Genomic DNA, 26836 nt, shown 5'->3' with positions numbered 1-26836 from the left:
GAGCACGACACGGGCGGATCGACCACTAGGCCTCGATAGTAACACTCAGGTCACGCGGGGTCGATGTGATATGGTCGGAGCATCAAGTCCGCCCGTTCGGGACGGCTCTCGGCGGTTAATTCGCCAGTAATCGAGGATTTTATGAAGATCGGCGTAATCGCGTCGGTAGCCCATCGCACGCCACCGAAGAACTATGGACCGTGGGAGCACATTGCGTCGACCCTGGCCGAGGGATTCGTGGCACGGGGACACGACGTCACACTGTTCGCCACGGCGGATTCCGAGACGTCCGCGCGGCTGATCGCGCCGGTGGCCTCGGGGTACGAGGAGACGGCCGACGCCGACGCGAAAGTCGCTGAGGCGCTGCATAATTCGACGGCTTTCGCGCACGCGGGCGAGTTCGACGTGCTGGCCAATCATTTCGACTTCATGCCGCTGACCTACAGCCGCCTGGTATCGACCCCGATGGTCACCACAATCCACGGCTTTTCCTCGCCGAAAATCGTGCCGGTATATAAGGCATTCGATGACATCGCGCACTATGTGGCGATCAGCGATGCCGACCGGCACCCGGCACTGAAATACGCGGCGACAATTCATCACGGTATCGATACCGCGCAGTTCACATTTCGACCCGAGCCCGGCGAATATCTGCTCTTTCTCGGACGAATTCACCCCGATAAGGGGACGCACCTGGCAATCGAGGTGGCGCGACTCACCGGGCTGCCCTTGATCATCGCCGGCGTGATTCAGGACGAGGAGTACTTCCGCACGGCGGTCGAGCCGCACCTCAGCGACTCCGCGGTGACCTACGTCGGGCCGGTCGGCCCGGCGCGTCGCGATGAACTGCTCGGCGGCGCTCGCGCGCTGCTGCATCTGATCGGGTTCGCCGAGCCGTTCGGCCTGGCGGTTGTCGAAGCTCTCGCGACCGGAACACCGGTCATCGCAACCCCCTTGGGGGCGATGCCAGAGATCATTCGCGATGGTGCCACCGGATTCCTCGTCACCGACGTCGCCGGGGCGGCGGCTGCGGTGGCCAAGCTCGATCAGCTCGACCGGCGTGTCGCCCGCGACGATGTGTGCGAGCGCTTCAGCGCCGAGCGAATGATCGACGACTATCTGGCGCTGTTCGAGCGAATCGTGCCCGCCTCACCGCAGCAACAGGGCATCGGCTCACCAGGGCTGTTCTCGCACGCCGGGCTCTAGCGGCCGCCTGGCCACCCGCATCTAGTGGCTGGCCGGTTGCGGGCGCCAATTGTATTGTGCGGACATGGGTCTAGCGAAGCTTGCCGAAGAGTTCTGGAACTGGCGGCTGGCGACGCTGCCCGACTCCAGCGATGATCTGCCACGGGTGGAGCGGCCGGATGGTTGGCTGCCCGATTGGTCGCCGCAGGCGATCGCGGATCGCCGGGCGGTGCTCGCCGAGCTGACCCGCAGGCATCGCGAGCTCGACCTGTCCGACGAGCCGGTCGCGGTGCAGGTCGACGGCAGGTTGCTCGGCTCGGCGCTGGCCAAGGTGCACTGGGAACTGGAGCTGATCCGGGCCTGGGAGCGCAATCCCGGCTTCTACGTTCAGCAGAGCCTCGGGCCGATCTATGTGGAGTTGCTCGTATCGTCGCCGTTCGATTCCGCTCGGGCGGCGCAGGTCAGCGCGTTGCTGCGGCACGTTCCGCTGGTGTTGGAGCAGGCCAGGGCGAATCTGACGGGCCATGCGGGCGCGCAGTTCGCGCGTAGCACGCTGCGGTTGCTCGACGAGGGGGCGGGTTCGCTCGAGTCCGCGATGACGGCGCTCGTTCCGTTCCTGCCCGATGAGTACGCGGCCGAGTTGCCCGCGGCGACCCGGGTGGCCGCCGATGCTGTTGCGGCGTACCGGGATTGGCTCGACGAGCAGTTGCCGTCGCTGGGTGACGTCGAACCGGTCGGGCCGGAATCACTGGCCTACTTCCTGCATCGCGTTGCGCTGCTGCCTTATTCGGCGCAGCGGTTGCGGGAGGTGGGGATCCAGGAATGGCATCGGGCCGTCGCGCTCGAAGCTCAGCTGCGTGTCCGGCATCGAGACGCGCCCGCGCCGACGCTGCCCGCTGACGCGCAGGAACATGCGAAGCGGCAGGCGGTCGATGAGCGTGCGGTACGCGAGTTCGCCGATACGCGAGGTCTGCTCAGTCAGCCGGAAAGCCTGCGGCACTACAGATTCGCGCCGATTCCGCCCTACCTCGAGCCGTTGACCTGGCTCGGGGTCGCCGACGATCTGACCGGTCCGGCTCGAAAGGACGAGGAAGCTACTCGGTATGTCCCGGACCCGCGGCCGGATCTGCCGTACTTCGATCGTGCCTCCGCGTTCGATTCGCGTACGGCGATCGTGCACGAGGGCGTACATGCCCAGCAGGTCGCGATCGGTTGGCAGCACGAGAATCCCGCGCGGCGGTGGTTCTACGACTCGGTGCCCAACGAGGGCATCGCGTTCAACTACGAGGAGCTGATGCTGCACGCCGGTCTGTTCGACGACGCGCCGGCCAGTGCGATCTTCGTGGCAAACGCCATGCGGCTGCGTGCTTTACGCGTCGAGGTGGACATCGCGTTGGCGCTCGGCGAGATCTCCATCGATGAGGCCACCGATCGGCTGGCGATCGCCGTCCCGATGGATCACGAGACGGCATGGGACGAAGCCGTGTTCTTCGCGGGCAATCCCGGCCAGGCGTTGAGTTATCAGATCGGCAAGCTGCAGATCCAGGATCTGCTCAGCACGGCGGTACGCGAACTCGGTGCGGAATTCGAGCTGAAGGAGTTCCACGACCGGCTCTGGCGCGAAGGGAATGTGCCGCTGGCGTTGCAGCGTTGGGAGCTGCTCGGCCTGCGTGACCACCTCGATGCGGCGGACCGGCTGGCCGGGTAGACCGCTGGCACGGGCATAGTGGGTGGCTGGAGGTCCGAGCCAGCAGAGGAGCCGTACCGCATGTTCAGAACGCGACGTTTCGCCATGGTCGGTGCGCTCATTCTGCTCTGCGGAGCCGGCGCCTGTGCGGGCGAGACGAAGCCCGGTGCCGCGCCGACCACTCCCGGGCAGGGTGAACGGGGCACGGTGGTGTCGACGACCCCGGTCGCGCAGTGGACGGCCGAGGAGACTTCGGCCTACCTCACCAAGGGGAACTTCGATACGCCGGTGCGTAACGGGGTAGACGCGTACCGCGTGAACTATCGCACCATCACGGCGAAAGGTGAGCCGACTACCGCGAGTGGGCTCGTCGTGTTGCCGCGCACGGAGTCGCCTCGGTTGCGCACGGTCAGTTTCGAGCACGGCACGTTGGTGCTGAAAAGCGATGCGCCGTCGGTCAATAACCAGAGCCGTCCCGACCAGGCGCGCACCATCATGTTCGCGGCAGCCGGGTACGCGGCGATCGCCCCGGACTATCTCGGGCTCGGCGACGGGCCGGGTGATCATCCCTACACGCACGCGCCGACCGAAGTGAGCGCGTCGGCCGATCTGCTGTTCGCGGCCAAAGGCATTGCGTCGCAACAGCATCGTGAACTCGAGCGAGACGTGCTTGTCACCGGCTTCTCGCAAGGTGGCCACGCCGCAATGGCATTCGGTAAAGCGCTACAGGCAGACGAGGTGCCCGGATTCGGTCTCGCGGCCGTGGCGCCGGTCAGCGGGCCCTACGCGCTGCGTGATGTCGAGACGCCCGCCGGTCTCGACGGACGGGTCGCACCGGGCCCCGCGGTGTTCTACTTCGCGTACTGGCTGACCGCGATGAACCGGATCTACCACCTCTACGACAACCCTGCCGAGGCCTTTCGGGAGCCCTACGCCGGAAGGATCGAAGGACTCTTCGACGGCACCCGCAACGAGCTCACCATCGCCACCCAGCTACCCATCACCCCGGACCTGCTGTTGACGCCGCGATTCATCGAGTGGGCGAAGAACCCCACCGGCGCGGGGCTGAAGGCGATCACCGACAGTGACAGCACCTGCGACTGGACCCCGCGCGTGCCGGTCCAGCTCTACGCCGCCACCGCCGATCGCAACGTGCCCTTCGCCAATGCCGAGCACTGCCTGCGAGACCTCAACAACGACAAAGCCACTCTGCAAAACCTCGGCGACATCGACCACACGAACTCGGCTCGGGTGGCCATGCCGCAGGTCCTCGCCTGGTTCCAACAGCAGGTCCCGGCCAGCTGATCGCCTGGTGCCCCGGTGGGTCAGGTCCAGCCTGCGGGGTTGGAGAAGGACTCGCGGGAGATGCCGGAGCCGGTGGTCGGGAAGGCGCCGAAGCGGCCGTTGTGCAGGTGGGCGAAGAAGTAGCACATGCTTTCGCATTCGGCGTCCGACAGGGCTACTTCGGGATCGGTCGTTACGGCGTCGTAGAAGTCGCGTCCCATTGCGACGATGAAACCGCGGCAGTAGAGGAATCCGTCGTCGGAGCCGTCGGTGACCTGGTGGATGTCGGCCCGGTCGAGGTTGTAGAGCTTCCGTTCGAGTACCCGGTCGAGTGCGGTCAGCTCTTCGGTCGGCAGTTCTTCGCTCAATGCGGCGAGGTGCCCGAGGAACGCGGGCAAGTGCGCGTCGATGGCGTACGCGTTGTCGTCGTTTTCCCTATGGGTCAAGGCTTTTCGGAGAGTGGTCGACTCGTCGCCGACCAACTCCCAGGCCGACTCGATGATGGTCCAGAAGCGGGATTCGTCGGCTGTGGTGGGGATGTTGCTCACGTGCCGGACGGTACCAGTGTGGTGTGACACTGAGCCTGGATCGCATGGCGCTCGTCACTCGGGACGTTTAGGACGCAGGGTGCGGGTAGACGGTCGGTGACATGGATCCGACAAGAAAGGCGTGAACGATGAGCCAGCCCATCACCAGCACCCTCGATTCGGAGCAGCAGAAGATCGCCGGGGAGGCGTTGCGCGCTACCGTCATCGATCTGATCGACCTGTCATTGATCGCCAAGCAGGCGCACTGGAATGTGATCGGCCGCAACTTCCGGTCGGTGCATTTGGCGCTGGACGAATTGGTCACGGCGGCAAGAGACTTCACCGATGCGGCGGCCGAGCGCGCTACTGCCGTCGGCGTGAGTCCGGACGGTCGGGCGGCGACGGTCGCCAAGGAGACCGGCGCGGTCGGCTTCCCGGACGGCTGGCAGCAGGACACCGACGTGATCGACGGGATCGTCAGCAACCTCACGGCCGTGATCAAGGGACTGCGGGCGCGGATCGAGGCGACCGAAAAGGCCGACCCGGTGACTCAGGACCTGCTCATCGGCTTCGCGGCGCGGCTCGAGCAGCTGCATTGGATGTGGCAGGCGCAGGTCGCGACGGCCTGAGTGGCTATCGCGACAGTCCGTGGGCGCGCGCGATGAGGCGCTCCATCACCGTGCGCGGCAGCAGTCTGCGCACCGCGAACATGACGGGGGCATTGCTGCCGACGGCGTAGAGCGGGCGCGGTCGGTCGGCCTCGATGGCCTTGACGATCGTGTCGGCAACCCGTTCGGCGGTGATGCCTTTCCCTTGTGCCTCATCCAATTTCGCGACGAACGTGGTGAAGTCGGCGGTGTGCGGTGAACCCTCGGTCAGATACTTCGTCCGGCGTTCCCGCAGCCCCGTATTGATCTGCCCCGGCTCGACGGTGCTGATCCACACCCCGAACGGTGACTCCTCGAACCGCGCGGCCACCCCGAACCCCTTCAGCGCCGCCTTGGTCGCCCCATACGACGACCGATACGGCATCGGGAAGCTGGCGATCATCGACCCCACCATCACCACCCGGCCGTACCCGCGCTCCCGCATGCCCGGCAACACCGCCTGCGTGAGCGCGACCGGCCCCAGCACATTCAGCTGGAACAACCGCTCGATGGCCTCCGTCGGCAGCTCCGCCAACGGCCCCGCCTGACTCTCCCCGGCATTGTTGACCAGCACATCGACGTCCCCGAGCCCCGCAACAAACGCATCGATCGACGCCGCCTCGGTCAAATCAAGCGCCCGATACTCGACCCCCGCCACCCGAGCCTCGTCACTGACCCCTTCCGGCTTCCGGCTAGTCCCGATCACCCGATACCCCCGCGCCACCAACGCCGCGGCCGTCGCCTTCCCGATCCCCGACGAAGCACCGGTAACAACAGCAGTACGAGGCATAAGCATTCTCCTTAGGCAGCGACTCCAGCCGACGATAGCGCTTCCTCGCAGATTTCCGCGCCACCCCCGACCTCACTCCGATCAATCAAGCCGCACAGTGCGTGAACCGCACCGCGAGCTCCTCGCCCTGAAACGAGAGGTTCAACTCCGCTTCCAAGGCGATAGACAACCGGTGCAGCAGTGGCAGGGTCGGCGTGACATCTCCGCCCTCCATTCGACTCACCTGCGGCTGCGTCATCCCAGCGCGCCGAGCAAGCTCAGCCTGGGTGAGCCCGAGTGCCGTGCGCCGGTCGTGAACAGCCTGGCCGAGAGCAAAGGCATCGGCAGCGGCGACATAGTCGGCGTCCGCCCGATGCTCAGGCGGAATCTTCCAGCTGGTGTGCGATCCACGAGACATCTCATTCCTCCTCAAAGCTGCGGTCGTAGACATGGGTAGCGGGGCCATGCTCTGCCTCGCATACCTTCTGGGCGTGCAGGGCTCGGTCGACTTCCGGCCGTTCTCGCATGCGCGTCTTCGGGAAGACGGTCAGCAATACCAGTCGACGTTCGGGGGCGAGCCAGTAACTAATGCGGATTGCCTTGCCGCTCAAGTGAAACCGCAACTCGCGAACCGGTCCGCCGAGATGGCGAGTCCATGGCTCTCCCAACGTGGTCGGGCTGTCAGCGAGTCGGTCGACCTTGAACTCGACCGCTCGATACTCGGCCTTTGTGAGACCGTCCAACCATGCTCGTACCTCCGGCTCGAGCTCGATTCCGTACGGCTTGTCCCCGCCGCGCATCGAATATACCACGGAATACATAACCGCTGTTCCCCCTGTTAACCCGCCCCGGCGACTCGGCCGTGCGCTGCGTCAGAGCAGGAGTCGAGTCGATGTCGTTGGTTATTCGGAGACAGAGGGCGGTTGGGTGGATATTGATCCAAAGCGCTGAACGCCTTCTGCGTGGCAGAGGATTTCGGTGGGGGAAACGTGAGCGCAACGGGGGGTGGCGGATTGGGGATGTCATATTGAATTCTGCGGGTGGGCTGAGCGGATTGGTTGGGACCGGTGGGTGGATGGCGCTGTTGGCCCTAGTTGGCAGCGGACGGAGATCCGGTGCTCTGATCTGGGATGACTCCGTGTGGAGGCAGCTGTGGATGCTGGATTGGGTCGGCCGGGTGCGGGAGATTCGTGGTCAGGGGTGTTTTTTGAGCGGGTTTCGGGGTGGGTGGGATGGGGCTAGGGTTGGCCGGCGCGATGGGGGTGGGGTGCTGTCGCTGTATGTAGTGGCCGCTCGATGCCGAGGAGAATGTGGTGGTTGTCGACACTGTTCGTGAGGAACAGGCGATTCGTCAGGTGACGGAGCGGTTGGTCGAAAACTTCGGCGGCACTTACTCGGTGGAGTACATCGAGGGGGTGGTGGGGGCGGCGCGGCGGCGGTTCGCGGGGCATCCGGTGCGGACGTTTATCCCGATCCTGGTGGAGCGGTACGTTCGTCGGCAGTTGGCGGCCGCGGGGGAGGTGGCGGACGCTGTGGTCGGGCCCGATAACGCGCGGACGCGGAGGGCGAAACATAAAGCCGAGTCGGCGGAGAGTGGATTTCCTGCGGCGATTCGTGAAACATGGTCGGCAAACAAGCGTTTCGCGCCAGCGGCTGTTGCTGCGGTCGTCGCGGCGTTGGTTGTGGTGACCGTGGTGACGATCGCGCTCGCGGTGCGGCAACCCAGTTCCGCACCGCAGGCGGCGCCGGGGGTGTCGTCGCTGGCGCTGGTGCGCGGTGTGGTCGGGTCCGAGAAGATGTCGTTCTTCCAGGATCCGAAGGTGGCCGAGGTGCTGGCGCGGCACGGGGTGAAGGTCGAGGTGGACGCGGCGGGGTCGCGGGAGATCGCGACCTCGGTCGATCTCGGGAAGTACGAGTTCGCGTTTCCGTCGAGTGAGCAGGCGGCGGAGCGAATTCAGCGGCAGCGCAACGTGAGTGCGAAGTACATACCGTTCTCCTCGCCGATGGCGATCGCCACGTTCACGCCGATCGCCGACGTGCTGGCGAAAGCTGGTGTGGTGCATCAGGGTCCGGTCCCGACCTTCGATATGGCCCCGTATCTGCGCATGGTCGGCAACAACACGCGGTGGGATCAGCTGGGCGACAACACGGCGTACTCCGTTCGCAAGAACGTGCTGATTTCCACGACCGACCCGCGCAGCTCCAACTCCGCGGCGATGTATCTGGCCATCGCGGGCTACGTCGCGAACAACAACACGATCGTGCAGGGAGTGTCCGCCGAGCAGGATGTAATCCCAACGGTGTCAAGGCTTTTCGTCGGCCAGGGCTACACCCAGAGCAGCAGCGAAGGCCCCTTCGACGCCTACCTCGCCTCCGGCATGGGCCCGACCCCGCTGGTCTGGATCTACGAGTCGCAGTTCGTGGACGCCACGGTGCGCGGCCAGATCAAGCCCGACATGACGCTGCTGTACCCGTCGCCGACCATCCTGTCCCGGCACACACTGGTGCCGTTTGGCGAGGCGGGCGACCGGATCGGCCGCCTGCTGTCCACCGACCCCGACCTGCAACGCCTCGCCGCGGTGCACGGCTTCCGCACCGGCGACGCCGCCCAGTTCGCCGCGGTGACCACCGAACACAAGATCCCGGTCGCCCCCGACGTCATCGACGTGATCACCACCCCGACGTTCGACACGCTGGAGCGCCTGCTCGACGGGGTCGGCAAGTCCTACAACTGATCTGCCGCCGCGCGGCGAAACCCGCTGGTGGGCAACGATTACCCGGGCTGGTTTCGGATGAGGCAACGGGGGCATACTTGTCGCATCAGGTACCGGCCGACCAGCCGGTATCGCGGCGTGAGGTAAAGCAGCATGACAGTCGATGGGCCGTACGAGATTCCCCCGCTCGATGACGCTGCGGATATCACCCGCGCTACGGAGCCGCAGCCGGGCGAGACGCTGGCGAACACCCGGAACTGGGCGGGATTCGGCCTGCTGTTCATCGGCGTCATCTTCGCCGTCGCGGCCGCGGTGGTGGCCATGTGGGGTTTCGGCGCCGCGGCCACCGTCGTCACGATCTTCGCCGTGGTGACACTGCTCGCGGGCGCGGGACTCGTGGCCTTCGAGCAAGTGCGCGGGCGCAGGCGAAACGGCGCCGAATCGCAGGACGCACCGGCCTGGCAGGTCATCGCCCGGCGCGGAGCGTGACCGTCGATCAGTCGATTCCCGCTGCGCGCGCGGCAATTCCGTCGAGCACGCAGCCGAGGCCGAACTCGAAGCGCTGATCCGCATCGGGGTCGTCGGCATCGCGCACGCGGCGACCGAACTCGGGGTAGTCGCCGCTCGCCAGCACCTCGCAGATGTAGGGTGCGACGCTCCGCTGCCATTCGGCCTCGGTGAGACCGGTTCGGCGCTGGGCCTTTTGGTCGGCCAGCTGCTGAGCGACGGCACCGAAGACATAGGCGTGCACGGTGTCGACGATGGCGGCCGCGAGGTTGATGTCGCGGGTGCGTGCCCCCGCCGCGGTGAGCGCGAGGTCATGCAGGCGTAGCGAATTCGCGCCGAGCGCTGGACGACCGGTGAGTTCGGACCCGAGCCAGGGATGCCGGATCAGCGTCGTCCGGGTGTGCGCGGCGACGGCGACCAGGTCGGCGCGCCAATCGCCGGTGAGCGTGGGCGGCGCCGTTTCGCCGTGCACCGCGTCGATCATGAGGTCCAGCAGGTCATCCCGACTCTCCACATAGCGGTACAGCGACGCGGTGCCGGATTCGAGTTCGGTGGCGACGCGGCGCATGGTGACCGCGTCGAACCCCTCGCCGTCGGCCAGGTCGACGGCGGTGCGCACGATCCGCTCGATGCTGGGCGCCCGGCGACTCGGCGTGCGCTGCTCCTTGGTCCACACCAGCGTCTTGGCCGTATTCGTCATCGCATCCTTCCCTCTTGCACACACTCTAACACTATGGCTACGGTGTATCCGTTGTGAGTACGTTGTAGCCATAAGGAGGGCGCATGTCCGAGACGAGAGTTCCCGTGCTGATCGTCGGCGGCGGATCGGTCGGCCTGTTCACCGCTGTTTTCCTGGCGCATCACGGAATTTCGGCCCTGCTGGTCGAGGGTGCGCCGGGGCCGTCCATTCATCCGCGGGCGACCGGACTCGGCCCGCGGACCATGGAATTCCTGCGCCAGGTGGGACTGGCCGACGAGGTCGACGCGGTGGCCGTCGACATGTCGGCGGGCAGCCTCGGCAAGATCGCCGGCCCGACGCTCGCCGCGGTGGACCTGTCCGCAGTCCCCGACGCACCGCCCATCCGAACCGGCTGGGGCTCCGGCCGAATCAGTCCGGCCGCCATCCGCGGCATCTGCGCGCAGGATCGATTGGATCAGGTGCTCGTGCCCGCGGCTGCCGAACGCGGTGCCACCCTTCGATTTTCGACGCGGCTTACCTCCCTTGAGCAGAATGCCGAAGGAGTCACCGCGCATCTCGACGACGGAACCATGGTCCGCGCGGACTACCTGATCGCCGCGGACGGTGTTCGCAGCGGGGTGCGTGATGCACTTGGCATCGGTACGACCGGCCCAGGGGCACTTGGCAATCCGAAGGTGAGCATGTTGTTCCGTGCCGACCTGCGGCCTTACACTCGCGGTCGGCACTTCGCCAACTGCGACATCACCAACCCTGATGCGCCGGGCATGTTGGTCACCGTCGACGGCGCGAAAGACTGGATCTTCCATACCGATTACCACCCGGAGCGCGGAGAGTCGGTCGACGACTTCACCGATGAGCGATGTGTCGAGCTGATCCGTGCCGCAGTCGGCGACCCGACGCTGGAGGTGGAGGTGCTCAACCGGTTGCCCTGGCGCGCAAGGGGTTTGCTCGCCGATCGATTTCAGCAAGGGCAGGTATTCCTGGTCGGTGACGCGGCGCACGCGGTGCCGCCGCAGGGTGCGTTCGGCCTGAATACCGGTGCCGCCGACGCGCACAACCTGGCCTGGAAACTCGCCGCAGTTCTGCACGGGTTCGCCGGACGCGCGCTGCTGGAAACGTATGAGACAGAACGTCGTTCGGTCGCTGCGTTCACCCTGGCGCAGGCGCTGCTGCGAGTGGACAACCCGCGGCTGCATTGGGATACCAGCCCCTCGGCCGGTGCCGCGCGTGCGGCGGTGGGGATGGCCGCCGCGCCGGTCGTGCAGCTGGGCTATCGCTACGACTCCGCCGCGGTCATCGATCCCGATCCACGGTTGCCGGACACCGAGAACGTCGTGCTCGACGGCACTCCTGGCTCTCGCCTGCCCCATCTCTGGATCGACGAGGGACGCTCCACTCTCGATCTCATCCGAACGGAGTTCGCGGTGCTAGCCGGTGCGGACGGTCAGGCATGGCTGCGCGCAGCCGACGACGCAGCGGCTCGGCTGGGAATTCCGCTCGTGGCCACGGTGATCGAGGCGGCCGAGTGGCCGTGTCTGGTCGGCATCGAGGCAGATGGCGCGGTACTGGTCCGCCCCGACCAGGTCATCGTCTGGCGGGCACCCACGACCGGTGCCGATCCAGCCGATGAGCTCGCTCGAGTGCTGCGCCGCGTGCTCGATCGATGAGCCATCGGCCCAGGTAGCGCCCTGAGACGCGCGTGAAAGGCCGGTGAGACGTCCGCCCCGAAGTATCGACCGCAGCACAAGCCATCGAGACTCGGAGGAACGTCCATGAATCGCCGAACACTCTGCGCGATCGCGCTCACCGCCCTCGTCGCGGCCGGAGGAACGGCCTGCTCCGACGACAAGAGCACCAGCGCCGCCGCCCCCGGCACCAGCAGCTCAGCGGTAGCGCAGGGCCTCACCACGCCGGGCGACTACTGCCAGTCCATGCTCGAATTGTCCCGCCGCACCCGCGAACTGGCCTCGCAGTCGGAAATCGCGCAGCTCGACTACGGCAAGACCGCCGACCTGTTCGACCAGGTGAAGGGCAGCGCACCGGCCGAGGTGGCCGGCGATATCGAGAAGATCAGCGCGGGCTACCGAGCCATCTCGAAGGGACAGGCCACGATCGACACGGTCGGACCGGACATCGCCCAGGCGAGCCTGCACATGACCCAGGTGAACATGGAGAAGTGCGGACCGCCCACCGCTCCGCGGTAAAGACAAGGGCGCAAGAGTCGAAGGAGATCGATGATGGATCCGACGAATTCCGATGTCCGGCTGCACGTGCACCGGTGGGGCGAGGGGCCGCCGGTCGTGCTCGTGCACGGCGGAATTCTCGGCGGCCGCGAAGCCTGGCGCGCGCTACGCCCGCTGACCAGCCGGTGGACCGTGCTCGCGCCGGACCGTCCAGGTCACGGCGGCACTCCGGCCACGGGGCGTCAGGATTTCGAAACGGACGCGCGGCTCATCGCCGATCAGCTGCTCGACCGGCCGGTCCATCTCGTCGGACTGTCCTACGGCGCGATCGTGTCGATGTACGCCGCCGCCCAGCGACCGGAGCACATCCGATCGCTCACCATCGTCGAGCCGCCGCTGTTCGGCATCGCGCGGGGAAATCCTGTCGTCGACGCGCCGGCCGCCGCGACGCGCGAGCTGATCGAGGAGGTCGGCCTGCCGCAGGAAGTGGCGTTGCCACGATTCTTCGAACTCGTCGATGCGCCCGTCACCCTCGGCGACCCGATCCCGCCGGTGCTGCTCGACGGGATGCGGCGGCTACAAGGCGCGCGACCGCCGGACGAGGCCGCGCCGCCGATGGACCGGCTGCGGGCGGCAGGCTTTCCGATACTGGTGATATCCGGCGGGCACCTGGAATCGAACGAAATCATCTGTGACGCAATCGCCGAACAGACCGGAGCCGAACGCGCGGTGTGTGCGGGGATGGGCCACCTGGTGCCCGACACCGGTGCACCGTTCAACGCGCTGTTGGAGAAGTTCTTCGACGGGACGCCCTAGCGAGTGCCGTGCCCGGCGCAGGCGGCGAGGGCGGTGTCCTTGGTGGCGTTGAACTTGTCGATCGTGGTGTTGAGCGTGTCGGTGTCGGCGCGCCGGGCCACCGTATCGGCGAGGGCGTTGCTGTCGTCGCGGTAGGCGCGCAGCACGTCGGCGATGTTGGACGGCACGTCCGCGGTCACCTTCTGGTCGACCGCGCCCGCACCGGCGTGCAGCGTGCGGACGGCGATATCGGCCTTGCCGTTCGCCGCCGGATCGTTGACGCCCTTGTCGTTGCTGACCGCGATGTAGTCGTTGAAGTCCCGGATCGAGTTGCCGTTGGCGGCGAGGAAGGCGTCGCAGGCCGAGCCGGTGGCGCGTTCGATGGCGGCGGCGCGGGCCGACGACGCCGCGACCGAGGAGGCCGTGACCTCGGAGGTGTACGCGGCCAGGTCGGACTGGTTGACCTGGGCGGTGCCGGAAACCTGCTCGGAGCAGGCGCTGATGATCAGCACGCCGGTCGCGGTCGCCACCGCGGCGGCGGTCAGGCCCGTGCGTTCCAGTCGTCGCATGGTCGGTCCCTCGCTTTACAGATCCGGACCTTTCGACGGTACGTCCGCGCGGCGGGCCGTTCGGCCGGCTGGACCGATATCGATGAACAACCGATATCTGCGAGTTCGGGCCGGTCGCACCGGGGCCGGAGGGGTATCCCGGTGCGACCGCCCGTCAGATCAGCGCTGGCCGAGCATGCCGCGCATCGTGTCGATTTCCGCGCGCTGGTTGTCGATGATGGTGCGGGCCAATGTCTTCGACTCGGCGTTGGTGCCGTCGGCCAGCTCGGTCTCGGCCATGGCGACCGCGCCGGTGTGGTGCTCGATCATCATGGTCAGCCACTGGCGGTCGAAGTCCGGGCCGGACGCGGCCTGGAGGGCGGTCATCTGGTCGGCGCTCATCATGCCGGGCATGGTGTGGCCGCTGTGTCTGCTGCCCGCGGTTGGGGCGGGCTTGCCGAAGCTCTGCAGCAGGGTGGTGATCTGCTGCATCTCCGGTGCTTGGGCCTTTTCGACGTTCGCGGCGAGGGTCAGCAGCTGCTGGTTCTGGCTGTGGCTCGGCACCAGCTTCGCCATGTCGACCGCCTGTGCGTGATGCGGGTACATCATCTGCAGGAAGGTGACGTCGGCGTCGTTGAAGTCGGTGCGGGCCGCCGGTGCGCTCGCGGCTGCGGGCGTGCTCGACGTGCTGTGATCCATGCCGGACATGGAGTCGTTGTTGTCGCTACAGCCCGCGAGGACGAGCGCGGCGGCCGCGGTGCCGACGACGATCCCGGAGGCGATTCGGGTACGGGTGATGAACATGGTTGTGCTCCTTGTGAATTGCGCATGACGGGGTTTCGGGCAGGACGAACTCCGGCAGTCGTCGAGAACGGCCGCCGGGTACCTGTCAGATCCGCAGAATCGACAACTCGGCCAGTGAGAGCACGGTCCACGGTGGCGACCGTTCCCGCCGCGGCCGCCGATGGCGCAGTCGCGCAACGCCATTGCCCGGCCGATCGATGGCGATCCGGTAGAGCAGTACCAATGCCAACAACAGCGCGGCGGCGGCAAGGATGAACACGCAGCCGTGCATGCCACCGTGTGTGCCCGAGCAGCCGTCGCCCGCGCAATCCGCTCCTGGCGCACCATGATTGGTGTCGGACAAGGTGACGACCGTCGGCATCGCCATCAGATCTCGGCCGTCTGTTCCGGCGATCTCGTGTTCGACGGACATAGCGAGCGGGGTTGTGTCGGTCGACAGCGTGAGCGTCCGCAGGGTGCCGCCGATTTCCTCGGCCATAGCGTCGCCGCTCGTCCGCGCCATCGCATGATCGGAGCTCGCCGCATCCGCGTGGCCGTGCACCGCGAACACCGCCGCGTGCATGGCCACGATCCCGGCGAGGAGCACCAGCACGCCGAGCGCCCGGGCGAGCCCGGTTGCGCGGAGCGGGAGGTGCTGTTCGACCACGAGGCCAGTGTAGTGACGGCTACTCGGCCCGATTCAGATACCCCCTGGCGGTACGGGTACCTACGGGGTCGCGATGTCGATGACTAGTCGCGTCGGATTGGTCAACGTGCTGACCGTGAACCCCGGCCGGTCGGCATTGACGCCGATGAACGACTGTGTGGTCCCCTCGAACACGGTGGTCCGATAGACGCCCGCGATGCCGGGGACGCTCGGGTCGGTCGCGGGATCGGGCCCCGCGTACGGCGTCACGGCGCTGTCGAACGGGTATGCCGAGCCGAGGATCTGCACCTCGAGGATCGAGTTCCCGGCCACCTCGATCAGCTTGCCGCTGCCGTCCTGCACGGCTCGATCGGCGTACTGCACGATCCAGCCGGGGGTGCCCTTGCCGCCGAGGTCGTAGACCACGCGATCGAAGCCGGGCTGGTGGCCGATCCGAATGTCGGTGACGGTCAGGCCCGCATCGCCGGACGCGGTGCTCCGCTTGGCGGCGGCGTCGCGCGGGGCGGTCGTCGCTTCGGCCATGGTGCCGGTGGTCGAGGGGGTGGTCGAGGGGGTGGCGGCAGGGGTGTTCGCGGTGGATCCACCGTCGTCGCTGCAGCTCGCGAGGAGTGCCGCCACGGCGGCGATGGCCAACACCATCCTGTTACGCATGGGACTGATGGTAATCGGCTATCAGTGCGTCGCGCGGGATTTGCGGGTTTCTCGATGTTTGCCATCGGTTGCCTCTCCGGGTGAACCGGTCGCGGGTCTGCCTCGTTGTTGTCGATGACCGGACGCGAATCGCGCGTCATCGATCGATCCGGAGGATCTCAAAAATGCTGTCGACCAAGCACTTCCAGCGAGCCGCGCTGCCATTTGCCGCTGCCTCGGTGATTCTCGCCGGATTGCTGAGTGCGTGCGGAAGCGCCGACCCGGCGAAACCGGCACCCCTGCCCGCGCCCGCCCCGGCGGCATCGACCTCGGCCGCGGCCCCTGCGGGAGCGCCGCAGAGCCAGGCGCCCGCCAAGACGCAGGACTGGCTGAAGATCTACAGCGGCACGGCGCCGACCGGCACGAATGCTGTTCAGCTCGGCATCGCGGACAATAGCGCTGTCGGACAGTACGTTACGGCCACCGACCGTGCGCTGTACCGCTTCGACAACGACACCGCGAAGCCGCCGAAGTCGAATTGCGCGGGCGATTGTGCCCAGAAATGGCCGCCGCTGATCGCCCGGCGTGGGCAGGCCGTGTACGCCGCCGGGGTCGATCCGCAACTCATCGGCTTCGTCGAACGTGCTGACGGCGCATGCCAAATCACCATCGCGGGCTGGCCGGTCTACTTCTTCGCCAAGGATCAGAAGGCGGGCGATCTGCTCGGGCAAGGCGTGGGTGGTGTCTGGCACGCGGTGACTCCGACGGGTGGCAAAGCGGGCGTCAACTGAGCGGAATCCCTTGTGGCGCTGTGTGTTACGTTCAGCGCACAAGAGACTGCACGGTTTGCTGGAGCCGGTTTGCCGGGGCCGATGTGACCCTGGGGCAACGATCTAGCACACTTGAGGCGTGGCAGATATCGAGGACGTACTGAGCCGGCTGCGGCGGTATCCAGATGTGGAGGCCTTAAACCTCTACGCTGCGGATGCCGCCGATCGGCTGATCCTCGATGTCGCCGACGAGACGCTCGTCACCGACGATAGCGGAAAGATAGCTATCCTCGGTGACGCGTATGGGGCCCTGACCATCGGTGCGGTCGCCGCGCACGACCTGCGCGGGGTCCGCGTCTATCAGGATCTGCTGACCGGCGAACTGGCCCTGGCCAACAATGCCCGCGCGCTCGGGTTCGCCGATCGCTACACCGCGTATCCGCTCGGCCGCGAGCTGCTCGCCGACGTCCGCGTGGTGCTGCTGCGGCTGCCGAAGGCGCTGGCCGGGCTGGCCGAGGTAGCCGACGCCATCGCCCGCTACGCCGACCCCGAGGTGGTGGTGTTCGCGGGCGGCCGGGACAAGTATCTGACGAAGTCGATGAACGACGTGCTGGCCCAGTCGTTTTCCGAGGTCCGGGCCAGCCGCGGCCGGCAGAAGTCGCGCACCCTGCTGGTCAGCGGGCCGAAACCGGTCGGCGCGCCGCCGTTCCCGGTGCAGGACCGGCTCGACGATCTCGGCATCGATGTGGTCGCGCACGGCGCCGCCTTCTCCGGCGCCCGGCTGGACATCGGCACCCGGTTCCTGCTGGAACACCTGAAGTGGATGAAGCCCGATGCCCGCGAGGCCGTCGACCTCGGCTGCGGCACCGGGATACTGGCCGTTGCGCTGGCCAAGGCCAGGCCCGCACTCCGGGTGCTCGGCACCGATCAGTCGGCGGCCGCGGTGGCTTCGGCGCGAGCGACGGTGGCCGTCAACGGGGTCGCGGAGCGGGTGACCGTCGTCCGCGACGACGCGATGTCCTCGGCCGCCGACAACAGCGCCGATCTGGTGCTGTGCAATCCGCCCTTCCATGTCGGTGCCGCCGTGCACACCGGGTCGGCGATCAAGATGTTCGCCGAGACCGCGCGGGTGCTGCGGCCGGGGGGTGAGTTGTGGACGGTGTTCAACTCACATCTCAATTACCGGGGCGTCATCGAGCGTATGGTCGGCCGCACCGACGTGGTCGGCCGCAACCGCAAGTTCACGGTCACTCGGTCCGTGCGTGGCCTGCACGACGCGCAGCAGCGGTAGAGTCCGAATTGTCCGCGTCGGCAACTCCCTCGGGAACTCGTGCCGCGCAGCAAACGTTGGACCTAGCAGTTGGTTCTCGAGTGCGAACTCGATGAACAGCGTGCACCGACCAGAAAGGGACGCAAGTGCGTAGCACAAGCAATCCGGTTTTCCGAAACTTGCCTCGGCAAGAGGGTAGTGGCTACGCCAACTTCGGGTCAGGCGTGACCGGGGCAGGCCAGATGGGCCAGATGGGTCAGCAGTACGGGCAGCAGTACCAGCAGCCGCAGCCGTACCAGCAGCCCACCGCCACCCGCGCGATGACCATCGACGACGTGGTGACCAAGACGGCCATCACGCTGGGCGTGCTCGCGCTGTCGGCGATCATCTCCTACGGCCTGACCAACGCGAACACCGCGCTGGCTCCGCTGTTCGTCATCGGCGGCGGTCTGATCGGCCTGGTGCTGGTGCTCGTCGCGACGTTCGCCAGGAAGATGGACAACCCGGTCATCGTGCTGTCGTACGCGGTGTTCGAGGGCCTGTTCGTCGGCGCGCTGTCGTTCATGTTCACCAACATCGAATTCGGCGGAGTCGGCGGCAGCGCGATGATCGCGCAGGCTGTGCTCGGCACGTTCGGTGTCTTCGCGGGCATGTTGGTCGTCTACAAGACCGGCGCGATCCGGGTCACCCCGCGCTTCACCCGGATGGTTGTCGGCGCGATGATCGGCGTGCTGGTCCTGGTGATCGGCAACCTGGTCGCCAGCTTCTTCATCTCCAGCGGCCTCGGCCTGCGCGACGGCGGCCCCATCGCGATCATCTTCAGCCTGGTGGTCATCGCGATCGCCGCGTTCAGCTTCCTGCTCGACTTCGACGCCGCCGACCAGCTGATCCGCGCGCAGGCGCCGGAGAAGGCGGCCTGGGGCGTCGCGCTCGGCCTGACCGTCACCCTGGTCTGGCTGTACGTCGAGATCCTCCGACTGCTGAGTTACTTCAACAACGACTAAGCTTGTGATTTAACCTGCCCGCCTCGGCTTGGTGCCCTTCTTGTGGTGGGTGGGGCGGGTGTGCGCCTGGCCGGTAGCCAGGATGAGTCCGACGTCGTGACGGGTGGCGCGCTGGCGGTTTTTCGAGCCCGTGGGGCGTCCTGGACCCGGCTGGGTGAGTTTCGGTGCAGCCGTGGGAGATCCGGTCTTCGTGCGGATGTAGCGAAACCCGCGCCGCACTCTTGCTGGTGTAAGTCTTTGTGGCTCAGCGGGTTTCTCCCACGGGCGTCGTAGGTCTTCGGCGAGTGGCCGGGTCAGCCGTAGCTGGGTGTAGGCCACCAAGGTCAACCAGGTCCATCGGTCGGCTGCTTGCGGGTCGCGCAACTGCGGGCGGGTCCATCCGAGGGTTTGTTTCCACATGCGGAATGTGTGCTCGATATCGAAGCGGCGCAAGAACATTCGCCAGCATCGGTCCACATCGTCGGCGGTGGCCTCGACCCCGGACCACCACAGCCACACCGGTTTGTTCACCCCGCCGCTGGGCAGATGCTCGACCCGTAGCCGGATCACGGTGCCTTCGATGATCGGCAGTTCGCCCTCGTGAGTACTCCAGGCCGAGCGGCGGGTCAGCATCGGATGAACACGATCCCACGCCTGGACGGCCGCGGTTCCGTAGAGGCGGGTGTCGGTGCTGGTCACGACGTCCTCACCGCCCCAGGTGCTGGGATCTTTGAACACGAACTCAGCCCCGTGTTTGGGCGGGCGTCCGCCGGCCGGGTTGTGTCGGTGTTCTCCGGCCGCGCGGCGCAGCACCCGGTCTGAGCGCATGCGGGCCAGGATCTGCACCGGCAGATCACGCAGCAGGTAGGCGATGCGCGGGGCGTCGTAGCCGGCGTCGAGCACGAACAGCATGCGCGGGTCCTCCTCGCGCCACTGACCGGCGGCGATAAGCCGCTGCGCGAGGTCGCGGATCTGGGCGGTGGTCACCGCGGCGAGGTCGGCGCCGGGTGCCAATCGCTGCGCATCCAGCGGCGCGGTCCATGAGGTGCGGCCGGTTTCGAGGGCAGCGATGATCGAGTACGGCCAGCCGGGGATCATCTGATGCTCGTTGCGGCCACGTCCGTAGGTGTGGCAGAAAGACCGATCCGGGCACGTCGCGCCATCCGGACGCAACCATGGTGAGACGTCGACGGCCATCACCAGGCGCCCACCGGCCGCCCTCGGCAACCGCACACCGGCCAAAGCCGTTCGGAGACGTTCGATTTCGACCTTGCCGTGGTTCACCGCGTCGTAGAGGGCACCGTGTCCGCGGCGGTGTTCGGGCGCGAGGGACAACCCGACCAGCGACCGGACCGGCCCGTCGGTGCACAGCACCGCCTCGCACAGCTCGAACAACGCATCCGCCCGCGCGGTCAGGCAGTCATAAAAGCCCTGCCGGAACGCTACAAGTTCCCCGAGCGCGCTGCCGCGCCCGCCATCGGTCATACTGATCAATGCAGCCCTTGTCTGAAGTTCCTTGTGTCGCAACAGGAATCATCAGCCAAGGGCTGCTTGCATGATCAACCGGGGTCACACCACCGGCTCGCACTGGTTAAATCACAAGCTAAGAAGTACTCGCGAAATCAATAGAGCGGCTTCCTATCCCGACGGATAGGAAGCCGCTCTACTTTGTTCAGCGCACCGAGTCGGGCGTCAGCTCAAGCGCTCGATGACCATCGCCATGCCCTGGCCGCCGCCGACGCACATGGTCTCCAGACCGAACTGCTTGTCGTAGGTCTGCAGGTTGTTGATCAGCGTGGTGGTGATGCGGGCGCCGGTCATGCCGAACGGGTGGCCGAGCGCGATGGCGCCGCCGGAGACGTTCAGCTTGTCCTCGTCGATCTTCAGCTCGCGGGCCGAGCCGAGCACCTGCACCGCGAACGCCTCGTTGATCTCGACCAGGTCGATGTCGTCGATCGACTTGCCCGCCAGCGCGAGGGCGCGCTTGCACGCCTCGATCGGGCCGAGGCCCATGATCTCGGGGGACAGACCGGAAACACCGGTGGACACGATGCGGGCCAGCGGGGTCAGGCCGAGTTCCTTGGCCTTGGTGTCGCTCATGATGACGAGCGCGGCGGCGCCGTCGTTGAGCGGACAGCAGTTGCCCGCGGTGACCGTGCCGTCCGGACGGAACACCGGCTTCAGCTTGCTGACCGCCTCGTAGGTGACGCCCGCGCGCGGGCCGTCGTCCTTGGACACCACGGTGCCGTCGGGCAGCGTGACCGGGATGATCTCGCGCTCGAAGAAGCCGTTCTTGATCGCTTCCTCGGCCCGGTTCTGCGAGCGGACGCCCCAGCGGTCCTGCTCCTCGCGGGTAATGCCGGTGAAGCCCGCGACGTTCTCCGCGGTCTGGCCCATCGCGATGTACGCGTCCGGGAGCACGCCGTCTTCGCGCGGGTCGTGCCAGACGCCCGCGCCGCCCTCGGCGGTCTTCGCGGTGCGCGCCTGCGCCTCGGCGAAGAGCTCGTTCTGCGTATTCGGCCAGCTGTCGGCGGAACCGTTCTTGTACCGGGACACGGTCTCGACGCCCGCGGAGATGAACGCGTGACCCTCGCCCGCCTTGATCGCGTGGAAGGCCATCCGGGTGGACTGCAGCGACGACGCGCAGTACCGGTGCACGGTGGTGCCCGGCACGAAGTCGTAGCCGAGCTGGACCGCGACGATACGGGCGATGTTGAAGCCGGACTCGCCACCGGGGGAACCGCAGCCGAGGATCAGGTCATCGATCTGGGTGGGGTCAAGGGCGGGCACCTTGTCGAGCGCCGCGCGGACGATCTGGGTGGTCAGATCGTCGGGCCGCATGTCGACCAGCGATCCCTTGGCCGCCCGGCCGATGGGGGAGCGGGCGGTCGAGACGATGACAGCCTCAGGCATGAGGACTCCTTTGTCGGAAGGAACGTGCGAACCGCTGTTGTTACTCGCGGGTTCCTATCGAATCTACGTCGCGCCCCTGGCGGGTGGCCGCCGGGGTCTTCTCGTCCAGGGCCTCGAGCAGGGCCGGAAGTAGTTGCGCGGCTGCCAGTTCGTAGCCGGCGGCCGAGGGGTGGAAACCGTCTGCGCTGAAAAGGAGTTCGGGTTGCGCCCGGAATTCCGGCGCGAGCAGGTAGCCCATCGGAACCGGGCGGCCACCCGCGACGGTGGTCGCCACCGTTTGGGCTCGGGCCAGCCGGACGCTCCAGTTGTGCACCACCGTGCGCAGCGGCTGCGGAATGGCGGTCACCGTGCCGAGATTCGGGCAGGTGCCGACCACGACCACGCTGTCGGCCCGGCGCAGCCGCGCGACCGCGGCGGCCAGCCGGTGCGCCGAGGCGCGCACGGAGTGCTTCTTGGTGATGTCGTTGGCGCCGATCAGGATGACCGCGGCGTCCGGCGGCGGACCGGCCACGAACATGGCGTCCACCTGACCGGACAGTCCCTTGGAGGTGGCGCCGGAGATCGCCTTGGTGCTCAATCGGATTCGCTGCCCGGTAGCGAGGGCGAGTCCGCGGGCCAGCCGGACGCCGGGCACTTCGTCGGCGACCAGGCAGCCGACGCCCGCGGCGGTGGAATCACCGAAGACCATCAGGTGCAGATCGGCCTGCTTGCCGTTGCGCCAGCGCTCCGGCAGCAGGCAGCCCGCGGTGTAGATGCCGTCGGCTTCAGGGGGTTTCGAGGTATCGCGGCCGATCACGCCACGCGCCGCGCCGGCCTGCGCCATCAACAGTCGAGAGGTCGCCCACCATGCGGCGCCGGTTCCGGACCCGGCCAAGACTGTTGCGGCACCGGTCACCGCGGCCGTACGCCAGCCGATGCGTGGTGCGCTCACAAGAGAAAATGTACCGACTTTATGCAGGCGGGGCAGCAGGAGCGGGAACCTCGAACCAGCCGTGCGCCGGAATGCTCGCCGCGTCGGTGGTCACGGTGACCTCGACATGGCCGGGGCCGGTGTCCTGAAACAGTGCGTACTGGATGCTGCCGTAGAGGCCGGTGACGATGGTGTCCTCGTACCGGCCCATTGCGCCGGTGGTGGTGTTGCGCCAGTCCACCATGGTGTGCACCTCGCACAGCGGGGCCAGCGGATAGTCGCCCTCACCGATGCCGACGACCGGCAACGCGCGCATATTGAGGATGGCCCGGCCCGGCCACGCTGGGCTGACGTCGGCCCAGGTACGGATGGTCGTGCCGCACAGGCCGCCGTACGCCATGGTCGGCACCTGCGGGAACTCGATGGTCACTGCGTTCGCCTGCGCGCCCGGTCCGACCATCGCGGCCAGCGCCGCTCCGGCCAGAACAACGCCGGCACGGGCGATGTTCGGCTGCTTCATGGTTCGGATCCTAAATGGGTGTTTGCTGGATTCCCGGTTTGTCAGGCCGGACGGCCTTCCGCGTGGCGTGCGCCAACTCACACCGGGTCCATCTGGAACTATGGGGCGCATGCGCATCGCCGACCATGTCGTGGACCTCATCGGCAATACGCCGCTGGTCCGGTTGAACTCTGTTGTAGGCCCGAATACCGGACTGGTAGCGGCCAAGATCGAATATCTGAATCCGGGCGGCAGCTCCAAGGACCGGATCGCGGTGAAGATGATCGACGCCGCCGAGAAGTCCGGGCAGCTGAAGCCCGGCGGCACCATCGTCGAACCCACCTCGGGCAACACCGGTGTCGGGCTCGCGCTGGTTGCCCAGCAGCGCGGCTACCACTGCGTTTTCGTCTGCCCGGACAAGGTCAGCGAGGACAAGCGCAACGTGCTGCGCGCGTACGGCGCCGAAGTTGTCGTGTGCCCGACCGCGGTGGCGCCGGAGGATCCGGCCAGCTATTACAGCGTCTCCAACCGTCTGGTCGGCGAGATCGACGGCGCGTGGAAGCCGGACCAGTACTCCAACCCGGGCGGCCCGGACTCGCACTACGAGACGACCGGTCCGGAGATCTGGCGCGACACCGAAGGCAAGGTCACCCACTTCATCGCGGGTGTCGGCACCGGCGGCACCATCACCGGCGTCGGCCGTTACCTCAAGGAGGTGTCCGGCGGCAAGGTCAAGATCATCGGCGCCGACCCGGAGGGCTCGGTGTACTCCGGCGGCACCGGCCGCCCGTACCTGGTCGAGGGTGTCGGCGAAGACTTCTGGCCGTCCGCCTACGACCCGGCGATCCCGGACGAGATCATCGCGGTCTCCGACGCGGACTCCTTCGACATGACCCGGCGCCTGGCCCGCGAGGAAGGCCTGCTGGTCGGCGGCTCGTGCGGCATGGCGGTGGTCGCGGCCATCGAGATCGCCAAGCGGGAACCGGACGCGGTCGTCGTGGTGCTGCTGCCGGACGGTGGCCGCGGCTACCTGTCGAAGATCTTCAACGACCAGTGGATGAGCTCCTACGGCTTCCTGCGCCAGCGCCTCGACGGCAGCACCGTCGAACCGCTGGTCGGCGACGTGTTGCGCGGCAAGTCCGGCGAACTGCCCGACCTGGTGCACACCCATCCGTCGGAGACCCTGCGCGACGCCATCGAGATCCTGCGCGAGTACGGCGTTTCGCAGATGCCGGTGGTCGGCGCGGAGCCGCCGGTGATGGCGGGCGAGGTCGCGGGCAGCGTCTCGGAGCGCGATCTGCTCTCGGCGGTGTTCGAAGGCCGTGCGCACCTGACGGATTCGGTCGGCAAGCACATGAGTCCGTCGTTCCCGCTGATCGGTTCGGGCGAGCCGATCTCCGCCGCGACCAAGGCGCTGTCGGACACCGACGCGCTGATGGTTGTCGAGGAGGGCAAGCCGGTCGGCGTGATCACCCGGCACGACCTGCTGGGCTTCCTCAGCATCGGCACGCTGGGCCACTGACGGGAATCACCTACACCTCTTGGCTTTTCGGCGCACTGCCAGCTCGGACTCGGTCCGGATGGCGGTGCGCCGATTTCGTATGCCGGATCAGGAGTCGAGGCGGGCGCGGAGGGCGAGGGCGTCGCGGGGCGCCATGACCTTCGCGTCGTTGTCGAAGTAGCAGAAGACGTCATGATCGGCGGACCAGGTGCGGATCTTCTCGGCCCACATGTCGAGGCCCTCGTCGGTGTAGCCGCTGACGTAGAGCTCGTCGTGACCGTGCAGCCGGATGTAGACGAAGTCCGCGGTGACCTCCTCGAGCATCGGGAATTTGCCTGCGGCATCGGCGATTACGAGCGCGATCTCGTGTTTGTTCAGCAGGTCGGTGAACTCCGGTGTGACGAAGCTGGGGTGGCGGATCTCCAGTGCGTACCGCAGCGGGCGGTCGGCGTCGGTGCTCGTGTGCGCCGGATCCACCCGGTGGTCGTGCTGTTTCGCGATGTCGGCGGCGTGCGCGGTGGTGCGGGGGAGGTGGGTGAAGAAGGCGCCCAGTACCTCGGCGTCGAACTGGAAGTTCGGCGGCAGCTGCCAGAGGGTGGGGCCCAGTTTGGGGCCGAGGGCGAGCAGTCCGGAGGCGAGGAAGTTCGCCAGCAGTTCGTCGCCGTCGCGCAGCCGCTTCATGTGCGTGATGAATCGACTGCCCTTCACCGCGAACACGAAATCGTCCGGTGTCTGACTCGCCCAGTTCTGGTAGCTCGACGGGCGCTGTAGCGCATAGAACGAGCCGTTGATCTCGACGCTGTTCAGCTGTTCCGACAGGTACGCGAGTTCGCGTTTCTGTGTCACGCCCTTGGGATAGAAGACGCCACGCCATGGCGGATACACCCAGCCCGACGTGCCGATCCGGATCTCACCCATGACTCCATCGTGGCAGTCGCTAGGCGGATTTGCCGACCGCCACTCGCCCTTGCCGCAGTGTCGCGATTCGCCCGAACGCCCACGCGACCACCAGTGCGGCGAGGAAGGACAGCAGCGACGCGCTCATCCACGCCTGCTTGGTGAAGTGCAGCTGCTCCTGCACATTCACCCAGAAGTCGGTCCACACACCGGCATCGCCCGGGTTGATGAGCTGGTACACCGCGAACCCGGCCAGCCAGGCGACGATCATCCCCCAGCGCGGCGGGGCATCGTCGGCGGTGTTCCACTCACCCTTCGCGCGCAGGAAGAAATCGGCGACGAGCACGCCGAGCAGCGGCACGAACACCGAACCGATCAGCCCGAGGAAGCCGAAGTAGTTGGCCATGTTCAACTGCAGCGCGAGCAGTGTGATCAGCACGCCGAGGCCGATCGACAGGATCCGCCGGTCGATGCGCGGCGCGAGGTTCTGGATCGAGACGGCGGTGGAGTACACATTGGCGAATGACTGATCGGCCTCGCGCAGCACGAAGACGAAGAAGAACAGCCCGCCGAGGCTGACCTGAAGGAACGGCGAGTACTGGCCGTCGCCGGTGGCGCGGGCCAGCGCGAAGAGGCCGAGGGTGTAGGCCACGATCTGGGTGATCGCATAGGCCCCGCTGGCCGCGCCGAACGCGGTGCCGGTGCTGCGCGAGTGGCGGGTGTAGTCGGCGGCGACCGGCACCCAGGAGATCGACACCGCGAGCGCCGCGTCGGTGGCGATCCAGAAGAGGTTCCAGTCCGCGCCGAACGGGCCGCTGCCATGCGGGCCGGGGTTGGCCGACAGGTCGGGCAGGCCGGTGCGGAAGAACTGGATGTAGAACCAGATCAGCGCGATCACCACGCCGACCGTGACGAACCGGCGCAGCATCCGCACCGAGCCGAGCGGCCAGATCGTCAGGATGGTGGTGAGCACACCCGCGGCCACCACGTAGAGCCAGTGCGGACCGCCGCCGAACAGCTCGTCGGCCGCGTCGCCGATCACGATCAACTCGAAGGTGCCCCAGCCGATCAGCTGGGCGATGTTCAAAACGGTTGGCAGATAACTCAGTTTCGCGCCGAACAAGCCGCGCAGCAGCACCATCGCGGGCTTTCCGGTCTTCGCTCCCGGGATGGCCGCCAGGCCGAGCATCAGACCGCCGACGACCGTGCCGACGATCATCGCGAGGATGCCCGCGGAGATGGAGATCTGCGGTGCGCCGTCGGAATTAGGTGCCAGCACGGTGTACGCGCCGGAGAAGGCGATGAGGCTGACACCCAGGTTTGCCCAGAATGCGCTCTGGTCCCAGAAGGACAGCACCTTCGGGGCGGGCTCGTCGAGGGTGAAGGGGGCCTCGTGCCGTTCGGAGTTGTGCAGGGTCGATGAAGACATTCCCGAAACGCTCTTCCTACGCCGGCATTACCCGGACA

At 67.0% G+C, this 26836-nt stretch carries 28 protein-coding genes; 13 read left to right on the top strand and 15 right to left on the bottom strand.

Translation table 11 applies throughout. From position 1 onward, the window contains the following. Nucleotides 1-141: 141 nt before the first annotated feature. The 3 genes from ACQPW1_RS42995 (at nt 142) to ACQPW1_RS42985 (ending at nt 4177) form a co-directional block, all read left to right on the top strand. On the top strand, nt 142-1206 hold the full coding sequence (locus ACQPW1_RS42995; protein ID WP_433659129.1) for a glycosyltransferase family 4 protein: 1065 nt from the start codon (nt 142-144) through the stop codon (nt 1204-1206). Between the two features lie 64 nt (nt 1207-1270). After that, complete coding sequence (locus ACQPW1_RS42990) at nt 1271-2893, top strand: DUF885 family protein (protein ID WP_433659127.1); 1623 nt, start codon at nt 1271-1273, stop codon at nt 2891-2893. Nucleotides 2894-2953: 60 nt separating this feature from the next. Then, nucleotides 2954-4177, top strand: a complete 1224-nt coding sequence (locus ACQPW1_RS42985; RefSeq protein WP_433659125.1) for an alpha/beta fold hydrolase — start codon at nt 2954-2956, stop codon at nt 4175-4177. Nucleotides 4178-4197: 20 nt separating this feature from the next. Here the strand turns inward: ACQPW1_RS42985 and ACQPW1_RS42980 are convergent, their stop codons facing one another. Then, nucleotides 4198-4704 (bottom strand): DUF4240 domain-containing protein, encoded by a 507-nt coding sequence (locus tag ACQPW1_RS42980; RefSeq protein WP_433659123.1) that lies wholly within the window; start codon nt 4702-4704, stop codon nt 4198-4200. Nucleotides 4705-4832: 128 nt separating this feature from the next. Here ACQPW1_RS42980 and ACQPW1_RS42975 point away from each other — a divergent pair, with 128 nt between their 5' ends. Further along, nucleotides 4833-5312 carry a Dps family protein gene (locus ACQPW1_RS42975; RefSeq protein WP_433659121.1) on the top strand — a complete coding sequence of 160 codons (480 nt, stop codon included), beginning with the start codon at nt 4833-4835 and terminating at the stop codon, nt 5310-5312. Nucleotides 5313-5316: 4 nt separating this feature from the next. On the opposite strand, the gene ACQPW1_RS42970 is transcribed toward ACQPW1_RS42975, so the two are convergent. The 3 genes from ACQPW1_RS42970 to ACQPW1_RS42960 form a co-directional block, all read right to left on the bottom strand. Next, nucleotides 5317-6120: an SDR family oxidoreductase gene (locus ACQPW1_RS42970; protein ID WP_433659119.1), complete on the bottom strand. Its 804-nt coding sequence runs from the start codon at nt 6118-6120 to the stop codon at nt 5317-5319. Nucleotides 6121-6205: 85 nt separating this feature from the next. Beyond that, the gene (locus ACQPW1_RS42965) at nt 6206-6517 is read right to left on the bottom strand and encodes a helix-turn-helix domain-containing protein (RefSeq protein ID WP_433659117.1); all 312 of its coding nucleotides are present in this window, start codon (nt 6515-6517) and stop codon (nt 6206-6208) included. Between the two features lies 1 nt (nt 6518). After that, nucleotides 6519-6920: a type II toxin-antitoxin system RelE/ParE family toxin gene (locus tag ACQPW1_RS42960; RefSeq protein ID WP_433659115.1), complete on the bottom strand. Its 402-nt coding sequence runs from the start codon at nt 6918-6920 to the stop codon at nt 6519-6521. Between the two features lie 492 nt (nt 6921-7412). On the opposite strand from ACQPW1_RS42960, the gene ACQPW1_RS42955 reads away from it, so the two are divergent. Both ACQPW1_RS42955 and ACQPW1_RS42950 read left to right on the top strand, forming a co-directional pair. Beyond that, nucleotides 7413-8834 (top strand): three-helix bundle dimerization domain-containing protein, encoded by a 1422-nt coding sequence (locus ACQPW1_RS42955; RefSeq protein WP_433659113.1) that lies wholly within the window; start codon nt 7413-7415, stop codon nt 8832-8834. 132 nt (nt 8835-8966) lie between these two features. Further along, on the top strand, nt 8967-9302 hold the full coding sequence (locus tag ACQPW1_RS42950; RefSeq protein WP_433659111.1) for a hypothetical protein: 336 nt from the start codon (nt 8967-8969) through the stop codon (nt 9300-9302). Between the two features lie 7 nt (nt 9303-9309). Here ACQPW1_RS42950 and ACQPW1_RS42945 read toward each other — a convergent pair whose 3' ends face one another. Further along, the gene (locus tag ACQPW1_RS42945) at nt 9310-10020 is read right to left on the bottom strand and encodes a TetR/AcrR family transcriptional regulator (protein WP_433659109.1); all 711 of its coding nucleotides are present in this window, start codon (nt 10018-10020) and stop codon (nt 9310-9312) included. An 83-nt stretch (nt 10021-10103) separates the two neighbouring features. Between ACQPW1_RS42945 and ACQPW1_RS42940 the strand changes: the two genes are divergently transcribed. The 3 genes from ACQPW1_RS42940 (at nt 10104) to ACQPW1_RS42930 (ending at nt 13019) form a co-directional block, all read left to right on the top strand. Further along, on the top strand, nt 10104-11687 hold the full coding sequence (locus ACQPW1_RS42940) for an FAD-dependent monooxygenase (RefSeq protein ID WP_433659107.1): 1584 nt from the start codon (nt 10104-10106) through the stop codon (nt 11685-11687). Between the two features lie 105 nt (nt 11688-11792). After that, complete coding sequence (locus ACQPW1_RS42935) at nt 11793-12224, top strand: hypothetical protein (RefSeq protein ID WP_433659105.1); 432 nt, start codon at nt 11793-11795, stop codon at nt 12222-12224. A 33-nt stretch (nt 12225-12257) separates the two neighbouring features. Beyond that, nucleotides 12258-13019, top strand: coding sequence for an alpha/beta fold hydrolase (locus tag ACQPW1_RS42930; protein WP_433659103.1), 762 nt, complete (start codon nt 12258-12260; stop codon nt 13017-13019). Here the strand turns inward: ACQPW1_RS42930 and ACQPW1_RS42925 are convergent. The 4 genes from ACQPW1_RS42925 to ACQPW1_RS42910 all read right to left on the bottom strand — a co-directional run bounded on the left by ACQPW1_RS42925 (nt 13016) and on the right by ACQPW1_RS42910 (nt 15647). After that, nucleotides 13016-13567 (bottom strand): hypothetical protein, encoded by a 552-nt coding sequence (locus tag ACQPW1_RS42925; RefSeq protein WP_433659101.1) that lies wholly within the window; start codon nt 13565-13567, stop codon nt 13016-13018. The two genes, ACQPW1_RS42930 and ACQPW1_RS42925, sit on opposite strands and share 4 nt — an antisense overlap. Before the next feature lie 159 nt (nt 13568-13726). After that, complete coding sequence (locus ACQPW1_RS42920) at nt 13727-14350, bottom strand: DUF305 domain-containing protein (RefSeq protein ID WP_433659099.1); 624 nt, start codon at nt 14348-14350, stop codon at nt 13727-13729. An 85-nt stretch (nt 14351-14435) separates the two neighbouring features. Then, on the bottom strand, nt 14436-14996 hold the full coding sequence (locus ACQPW1_RS42915; RefSeq protein ID WP_433659097.1) for a DUF6153 family protein: 561 nt from the start codon (nt 14994-14996) through the stop codon (nt 14436-14438). A 60-nt stretch (nt 14997-15056) separates the two neighbouring features. After that, the gene (locus ACQPW1_RS42910) at nt 15057-15647 is read right to left on the bottom strand and encodes an AMIN-like domain-containing (lipo)protein (RefSeq protein ID WP_433659095.1); all 591 of its coding nucleotides are present in this window, start codon (nt 15645-15647) and stop codon (nt 15057-15059) included. Between the two features lie 164 nt (nt 15648-15811). Between ACQPW1_RS42910 and ACQPW1_RS42905 the strand changes: the two genes are divergently transcribed. The 3 genes from ACQPW1_RS42905 (at nt 15812) to ACQPW1_RS42895 (ending at nt 18670) form a co-directional block, all read left to right on the top strand. Beyond that, nucleotides 15812-16417, top strand: coding sequence for a hypothetical protein (locus tag ACQPW1_RS42905; RefSeq protein WP_433659094.1), 606 nt, complete (start codon nt 15812-15814; stop codon nt 16415-16417). A 118-nt stretch (nt 16418-16535) separates the two neighbouring features. Further along, nucleotides 16536-17687 carry a class I SAM-dependent methyltransferase gene (locus ACQPW1_RS42900; protein ID WP_433659092.1) on the top strand — a complete coding sequence of 384 codons (1152 nt, stop codon included), beginning with the start codon at nt 16536-16538 and terminating at the stop codon, nt 17685-17687. A gap of 125 nt (nt 17688-17812) precedes the next feature. Then, complete coding sequence (locus tag ACQPW1_RS42895; RefSeq protein WP_433659090.1) at nt 17813-18670, top strand: Bax inhibitor-1/YccA family protein; 858 nt, start codon at nt 17813-17815, stop codon at nt 18668-18670. 9 nt (nt 18671-18679) lie between these two features. Here ACQPW1_RS42895 and ACQPW1_RS42890 read toward each other — a convergent pair whose 3' ends face one another. The 4 genes from ACQPW1_RS42890 to ACQPW1_RS42875 form a co-directional block, all read right to left on the bottom strand. Then, on the bottom strand, nt 18680-20134 hold the full coding sequence (locus ACQPW1_RS42890; protein ID WP_433658095.1) for an NF041680 family putative transposase: 1455 nt from the start codon (nt 20132-20134) through the stop codon (nt 18680-18682). 207 nt (nt 20135-20341) lie between these two features. After that, on the bottom strand, nt 20342-21562 hold the full coding sequence (locus ACQPW1_RS42885; RefSeq protein WP_433659088.1) for an acetyl-CoA C-acetyltransferase: 1221 nt from the start codon (nt 21560-21562) through the stop codon (nt 20342-20344). 40 nt (nt 21563-21602) lie between these two features. Continuing rightward, nucleotides 21603-22493: an SGNH/GDSL hydrolase family protein gene (locus ACQPW1_RS42880; RefSeq protein WP_433659086.1), complete on the bottom strand. Its 891-nt coding sequence runs from the start codon at nt 22491-22493 to the stop codon at nt 21603-21605. A gap of 19 nt (nt 22494-22512) precedes the next feature. Further along, nucleotides 22513-22992, bottom strand: a complete 480-nt coding sequence (locus tag ACQPW1_RS42875) for a hypothetical protein (RefSeq protein ID WP_433659084.1) — start codon at nt 22990-22992, stop codon at nt 22513-22515. A 109-nt stretch (nt 22993-23101) separates the two neighbouring features. On the opposite strand from ACQPW1_RS42875, the gene ACQPW1_RS42870 reads away from it, so the two are divergent. After that, nucleotides 23102-24493, top strand: a complete 1392-nt coding sequence (locus tag ACQPW1_RS42870) for a cystathionine beta-synthase (protein WP_433659082.1) — start codon at nt 23102-23104, stop codon at nt 24491-24493. Between the two features lie 87 nt (nt 24494-24580). Here ACQPW1_RS42870 and ACQPW1_RS42865 read toward each other — a convergent pair whose 3' ends face one another. Both ACQPW1_RS42865 and ACQPW1_RS42860 read right to left on the bottom strand, forming a co-directional pair. Next, entirely contained in the window at nt 24581-25390 is an 810-nt protein-coding gene (locus ACQPW1_RS42865) for a DUF72 domain-containing protein (RefSeq protein ID WP_433659080.1), read from the bottom strand. A gap of 19 nt (nt 25391-25409) precedes the next feature. After that, nucleotides 25410-26798: a purine-cytosine permease family protein gene (locus ACQPW1_RS42860; protein ID WP_433659078.1), complete on the bottom strand. Its 1389-nt coding sequence runs from the start codon at nt 26796-26798 to the stop codon at nt 25410-25412. Between the last annotated feature and the right edge of the window lie 38 nt (nt 26799-26836).

This window comes from Nocardia sp. CA-128927 (assembly GCF_050955855.1).
In the GTDB taxonomy this organism is placed as follows: domain Bacteria; phylum Actinomycetota; class Actinomycetes; order Mycobacteriales; family Mycobacteriaceae; genus Nocardia.
The sequence above is the reverse complement of the archived record's forward strand: the minus strand, read 5'-3'. Positions and strand labels throughout refer to the sequence as shown.

Excerpts from the sequence above, each read along its gene's own strand:
- ACQPW1_RS42975 (WP_433659121.1), top strand. The coding sequence starts at position 4,833 with ATGAGCCAGCCCATCACCAGCACCCTCGATTCGGAGCAGCAGAAGATC.
- ACQPW1_RS42865 (WP_433659080.1), bottom strand. The coding sequence starts at position 25,390 with ATGGGTGAGATCCGGATCGGCACGTCGGGCTGGGTGTATCCGCCATGG.
- ACQPW1_RS42885 (WP_433659088.1), bottom strand. The coding sequence starts at position 21,562 with ATGCCTGAGGCTGTCATCGTCTCGACCGCCCGCTCCCCCATCGGCCGG.
- ACQPW1_RS42960 (WP_433659115.1), bottom strand. The coding sequence starts at position 6,920 with ATGTATTCCGTGGTATATTCGATGCGCGGCGGGGACAAGCCGTACGGA.
- ACQPW1_RS42905 (WP_433659094.1), top strand. The coding sequence starts at position 15,812 with ATGCTGTCGACCAAGCACTTCCAGCGAGCCGCGCTGCCATTTGCCGCT.
- ACQPW1_RS42860 (WP_433659078.1), bottom strand. The coding sequence starts at position 26,798 with ATGTCTTCATCGACCCTGCACAACTCCGAACGGCACGAGGCCCCCTTC.
- ACQPW1_RS42870 (WP_433659082.1), top strand. The coding sequence starts at position 23,102 with ATGCGCATCGCCGACCATGTCGTGGACCTCATCGGCAATACGCCGCTG.
- ACQPW1_RS42945 (WP_433659109.1), bottom strand. The coding sequence starts at position 10,020 with ATGACGAATACGGCCAAGACGCTGGTGTGGACCAAGGAGCAGCGCACG.
- ACQPW1_RS42985 (WP_433659125.1), top strand. The coding sequence starts at position 2,954 with ATGTTCAGAACGCGACGTTTCGCCATGGTCGGTGCGCTCATTCTGCTC.
- ACQPW1_RS42890 (WP_433658095.1), bottom strand. The coding sequence starts at position 20,134 with ATGACCGATGGCGGGCGCGGCAGCGCGCTCGGGGAACTTGTAGCGTTC.
- ACQPW1_RS42925 (WP_433659101.1), bottom strand. The coding sequence starts at position 13,567 with ATGCGACGACTGGAACGCACGGGCCTGACCGCCGCCGCGGTGGCGACC.
- ACQPW1_RS42935 (WP_433659105.1), top strand. The coding sequence starts at position 11,793 with ATGAATCGCCGAACACTCTGCGCGATCGCGCTCACCGCCCTCGTCGCG.
- ACQPW1_RS42990 (WP_433659127.1), top strand. The coding sequence starts at position 1,271 with ATGGGTCTAGCGAAGCTTGCCGAAGAGTTCTGGAACTGGCGGCTGGCG.
- ACQPW1_RS42950 (WP_433659111.1), top strand. The coding sequence starts at position 8,967 with ATGACAGTCGATGGGCCGTACGAGATTCCCCCGCTCGATGACGCTGCG.
- ACQPW1_RS42965 (WP_433659117.1), bottom strand. The coding sequence starts at position 6,517 with ATGTCTCGTGGATCGCACACCAGCTGGAAGATTCCGCCTGAGCATCGG.
- ACQPW1_RS42940 (WP_433659107.1), top strand. The coding sequence starts at position 10,104 with ATGTCCGAGACGAGAGTTCCCGTGCTGATCGTCGGCGGCGGATCGGTC.
- ACQPW1_RS42875 (WP_433659084.1), bottom strand. The coding sequence starts at position 22,992 with ATGAAGCAGCCGAACATCGCCCGTGCCGGCGTTGTTCTGGCCGGAGCG.
- ACQPW1_RS42930 (WP_433659103.1), top strand. The coding sequence starts at position 12,258 with ATGGATCCGACGAATTCCGATGTCCGGCTGCACGTGCACCGGTGGGGC.
- ACQPW1_RS42995 (WP_433659129.1), top strand. The coding sequence starts at position 142 with ATGAAGATCGGCGTAATCGCGTCGGTAGCCCATCGCACGCCACCGAAG.
- ACQPW1_RS42970 (WP_433659119.1), bottom strand. The coding sequence starts at position 6,120 with ATGCCTCGTACTGCTGTTGTTACCGGTGCTTCGTCGGGGATCGGGAAG.
- ACQPW1_RS42910 (WP_433659095.1), bottom strand. The coding sequence starts at position 15,647 with ATGCGTAACAGGATGGTGTTGGCCATCGCCGCCGTGGCGGCACTCCTC.
- ACQPW1_RS42920 (WP_433659099.1), bottom strand. The coding sequence starts at position 14,350 with ATGTTCATCACCCGTACCCGAATCGCCTCCGGGATCGTCGTCGGCACC.